Below are 5,027 nucleotides of genomic sequence, written 5' to 3' on the forward strand. Positions count from 1 at the left end.
CGTTTCCGCCTGGTCCATCCGCAACCCCATCGCGGCGGTGATGCTGTTCGTGCTGCTCACCTTCGGCGGGCTGCTGTCCTTCAATGCGATGAAGGTGCAGAACTTCCCCGACATCGACCTGCCGACCGTCACCGTCTCGGCCTCGCTGCCGGGCGCCGCGCCCTCGCAGCTCGAGAACGACGTCGCGCGCAAGATCGAGAACTCGATCGCCACCGTGCAGGGCCTCAAGCACATCACGACCAAGGTGCAGGACGGCGCGGTCACGCTGATCGTCGAGTTCCGGCTCGAGAAGCCGGTGCAGGAGGCCGTGGACGACGTGCGCTCGGCGGTGCAGAAGGTGCGCGCCGACCTGCCGGCCGACCTGCGCGACCCGGTCATCACCAAGCTCGACTTCGCGGCCCAGCCGGTGCTGGCCTTCACCATCGCCTCGAGCCACATGGACGCCGAGGCGCTGTCATGGTTCGTCGACAACGACGTGAGCAAGAAGCTGCTGGCGCAGCCTGGCGTGGGTGCGGTCGCGCGCGTGGGCGGCGTCACGCGCCAGGTGCACGTGGACATCGATCCCAACAAGCTGCAGGCGCTCGGCGCCACCGCCGCCGACATCTCGCGCCAGCTGCGCCAGGTGCAGGTGGAGAGCGCGGGCGGCCGCTTCGACCTCTCGGGCAGCGAGCAGCCGGTGCGCACGCTCGCCACCGTGACCTCGGCCGACCAGTTGAACGCGATGCAGATCGCGCTGTCGGACGGCCGGCGCGTGCGCCTCGACCAGGTGGCGCGCATCAGCGACACCATCGCCGAGCCGCGCGCGGCCGCGCTACTCGACGGCAAGCCGGTCGTGGGCTTCGAGGTGGCGCGCAGCCGCGGCGCCAGCGAGGTGGAAGTGGGCGCGCTGGTGCACAAGGCGCTCGACGACCTCAAGGCCCAGCATCCCGACATCGAGCTCACCGAGGCCTTCAACTTCGTGGAGCCGGTGCAGGAGGAATACGACGGCTCGCTGCACCTGCTGTACGAGGGCGCCATCCTCGCCGTGCTGGTGGTGTGGCTGTTCCTGCGCGACCTGCGCGCCACCTTCGTCTCGGCCGTGGCGCTGCCGATGTCGGCGATTCCGGCCTTCATCGGCATGCACCTGCTGGGCTTCTCGATCAACGTGGTGTCGCTCTTGGCACTGTCGCTGGTGATCGGCATCCTGGTCGACGACGCGATCGTGGAGGTCGAGAACATCGTGCGCCACCTGCGCATGGGCAAGTCGCCCTACGACGCGGCAATGGAGGCGGCCGACGAGATCGGGCTGGCGGTGATCGCCACCACCTTCACGCTGATCGCGGTGTTCCTGCCCACGGCCTTCATGAGCGGCGTGGCCGGCAAGTTCTTCAAGCAGTTCGGCTGGACCGCCTCGCTCGCGGTGTTCGCCTCGCTGGTGGTGGCGCGGGTGCTCACGCCGATGATGGCGGCCTACCTGCTCAAGCCCATCGTCGACCAGGAGAAGGAGCCGCGCTGGCTGTCTGTCTACATGCGCTGGGTCACCTGGTGCATGACGCACCGCTTCGCGACCATGGTGCTGGCCACGCTGTTCTTCTTCGGCTCGCTGGCGATGATCCCGCTGCTGAAGACCGGCTTCATCCCGCCCGACGACAACTCGCAGACCCAGGTCTACCTGTCGCTCGCGCCCGGCGCCACGCTGGCGCAGACGCAGGCCACGGCCGAGGAGACACGGCGCCGGCTGATGGAGGTGCGCCATGTGCGCAGCGTCTACACCACGGTAGGCGGCGGCAGCGCGGGCGGCGATCCGTTCGCGAACTTCGGCACGCCCGAGACGCGCAAGGCCACGCTGACGGTGAAGCTCGATCCGCGCGGCGACCGGCCGCGCAAGCAGGTGATCGAGAACGAGATCCGCCGCGCCCTCGAGACCCTGCCCGGCGTGCGCAGCACCGTGGGCCTGGGCGGCTCGGGCGAGAAGTACATCCTCTCGCTGTCGGGCGACGACCCGGCCACGCTGGTGGGCGCCGCGCGCGACGTGGAGCGCGACCTGCGCACCATCGCCGGCCTGGGCAACATCACCTCCACGGCCAGCCTGATCCGGCCCGAGATCGCGGTGCGCCCCGACTTCGCGCGCGCCGCCGACCTGGGCGTGACCAGCAGCGCCATTGCCGAGACGCTGCGCGTGGCTACCCTGGGCGACTACGACCAGTCGCTGCCCAAGCTCAACCTCGCGCAGCGCCAGGTGCCGATCCTGGTGAAGCTCGAGGACAGCGCGCGGCAGGACCTGGCGCTGCTCGAGCGGCTGACCGTGCCCGGCAGCCGCGGCCCGGTGATGCTGGGCCAGGTGGCGCAGCTCACGGTCGAGGGCGGCCCGGCCGTGATCGACCGCTACGACCGCTCGCGCAACGTCAACTTCGAGATCGAGCTCTCCTCGGTTGGCCTGGGCGACGCCAAGAACGCCGCGATGGCCCTGCCCTCGATCCGCAACCTGCCGCCGGGCGTGCGCGTGACCGAGGTCGGCGACGCCGAGGTGATGACCGAGCTGTTCAACAGCTTCGGCCTGGCGATGCTGACCGGCGTGCTGTGCATCTACATCGTGCTGGTGCTGCTGTTCAAGGACTTCCTGCACCCGGTGACCATCCTGTGCGCGCTGCCGCTCGCGCTGGGCGGTGCCTTCGTCGGCCTGCTGCTGGGGCAGAAGGCGCTGTCGATGCCCTCGCTGATCGGCCTGATCATGCTGATGGGCATCGCGACCAAGAACTCGATCCTGCTGGTGGAGTACGCGATCGTGGCGCGCCGCGACCACGGCATGAACCGCTGGGAGGCGCTGCTCGACGCCTGCCACAAGCGCGCACGGCCGATCATCATGACCACCCTGGCCATGGGCGCCGGCATGGCGCCGATCGCCTTCGGCTGGAGCGCCGCCGACTCGAGCTTCCGCTCGCCGATGGCGATGGCGGTGATCGGCGGGCTGATCACCTCGACGGTGCTGAGCCTGCTGGTGGTGCCGGCCGTTTTCACCTACGTCGACGACATCGAGCACTGGATCCGGCGCACGGTGCGCAGGCTGCGCGGACAGCCGCCGGATCCGCACATCGACGACGACCTGGCGAAGGCGCCCTAGAAGTCGAAGCTGGCCTGCACCTGCCAGGTCCGCGGCGGCGCCACCGAGATGAAGTTGCGCCCCGCGATGGTCCAGTAGTTGTCGTCGAGCAGGTTCGAGATGCCGGCGCGCAGGGTGGTGGCCACGCCGTTCAGGCGCGTGGCGTAGCGCGCGCCGATGTCGATGCGCTTCCACGAAGGCACGCGCTGCGTGTTCGCGAGGTCGACCCAGGCGCTGTCGGTGTAGATGTAGCGGCCGGTCAGCGTGAGGCCGGGCACGGCGGGCACGTCGTACTCCAGGCCGAGATTGGCGGTGAACTCGGGCACGCCGATGGCCTTCCTGCCGTCGCTCGCGCCGCCCGCGGTCTTCGACATGCGCGCATCGATCCAGGCCACGCCGCCCAGCAGGCGCAGGCCCTTGCCGATCTCGCCGAAGCTCTCGATCTCCACGCCCTTGTTGCGCTGCAGGCCGGCGGCGCGGAAGAAGTTGTCGCTGTCGACGAAGGCCGTGGCCTTGCGGATGTCGAAGTACGCGACGGTGAGGCCATGGCTGCCGCGGTCCCACTTGAGGCCGAACTCGTGCTGGCGCGACAGGTAGGGCGCGAGCTGCTCGCCCGCGTTGCGCGCACCGGCCGGCGCCACCGCGCCCTGGGCCAGCGATTCGGCGTAGTTGCCGTAGACCGAGATGCCGTTGTCGAACTTGTAGAGCGCGGCCACCGTGGGCGTGGTCTTCGACTGGTCATAGGGCAGCTTCTTGATGCGCTGGTGGCGCGCGCCCAGCGTGACGAACAGGCGGTCGTCGAAGGCCGAGATGGTGTCGGCCACGGCGAGGCTGTCGAGGTCGAGCGCCGGGCTGTCGACGCCCGGCACCACCGGCACGCCGAAGGCGAAGGGATTCGGCACCAGGTTTTGCGTGTAGATGCTGCCGACCACGCGCCGGGGCAGCGGCAGCGACTGCGAACGCATGTCGAGCAGTTGCTGGCGCTGCGACACGGCGCTGAGCGCGAGCTTGTGATTCGTCGCCCCGAGCGAGAAGCTGCCGCGCACGCCGACATCGGCCACCTGGTTGGACTGCGTCCACAGCAGGCTCGAGGCGCTGCTGTAGCTGACCTGGCCCAGGCCGTTGATGGTGGTCTGGTCGATGTAGCGGCGCTCGGGCGCGGTCTCGCGCAGCTTGCCGAAGCGCGCGTAGGCGGTCCAGTTGTCCGCGAAGTCCCACTCGGTGCTCAGCAGCGCGAAGGGCTGGCGCACCTCGAGCATTTCCCACGAAGGCTTGGGATGCACCTTGGGATCGGGCGGCGGCGGCAGCGCGGCGCCGGCCTGCAGCAGCCAGTGGTTGAACAGCGGCGACGAGGTGCGCCGCGTGTAGCCGGCATCGAGCACGGCACGGAAGCGGTCGCCGCGGTAGTCGAGCGCGATCTGCGCCGCGGCCAGGCGCCGGTCGGCGCCGTCGTAGACCCGGCCGTCCTCGGCACTGAGGTTGATGCGCGCGCCGAACTGGTGGTCAGCGCCGAAGCGCTGGCCCAGGTCGACATGCGTGCCGAGCAGCGAGCGCTGGTTGGCCGACAGCGTGATCGAGCGCACCGGCGTGTCGGTGGCGCGCTTGGGCACCAGGTTGAAGCTGCCGCCGGTGGTGCTGCCATAGCCCGAGGCGCCGACCAGCCCGGCCGCCGGTCCCTTGAGCACCTCGAGGCGCTCGTAGTGCTGGATCGGGATGTTGCTGTACGCGAACAGGCCCTCGAGGCCGTCGAACAGGTAGGCGTCGCTGTTGGTGAGGAAGCCGCGGATCGAACTCTGGTCGAGCGGCGAGGTGGCCGACAGGCTGGTGCGGATCGAAGGATCGTTGGCGACCATGTCGTTGACGTTGCGCGCGCCCTGGTTGCGGATCAGCTCGGCCGTGTAGGCCTTGGTACTGAACGGCGTCTCGAAGATGTCGGCCGTGCCCAGCA

General features: G+C 69.6%; 2 protein-coding genes. One reads left to right on the forward strand and one right to left on the reverse strand.

All coding sequences use genetic code 11. The features are described 5' to 3' along the window. Positions 1–3,100, forward strand: a 3,100-nt coding sequence (locus AC27VN_RS32395) for an efflux RND transporter permease subunit (protein ID WP_490879217.1), incomplete at its 5' end; no start/stop codon positions are given. Here AC27VN_RS32395 and AC27VN_RS32400 read toward each other — a convergent pair. After that, positions 3,097–5,027, reverse strand: a 1,931-nt coding sequence (locus tag AC27VN_RS32400; RefSeq protein WP_490879218.1) for a TonB-dependent receptor, incomplete at its 5' end; no start/stop codon positions are given. The genes AC27VN_RS32395 and AC27VN_RS32400 overlap by 4 nt on opposite strands.

This window comes from Variovorax sp. 20P10.2.4 (genome assembly GCF_058244205.1).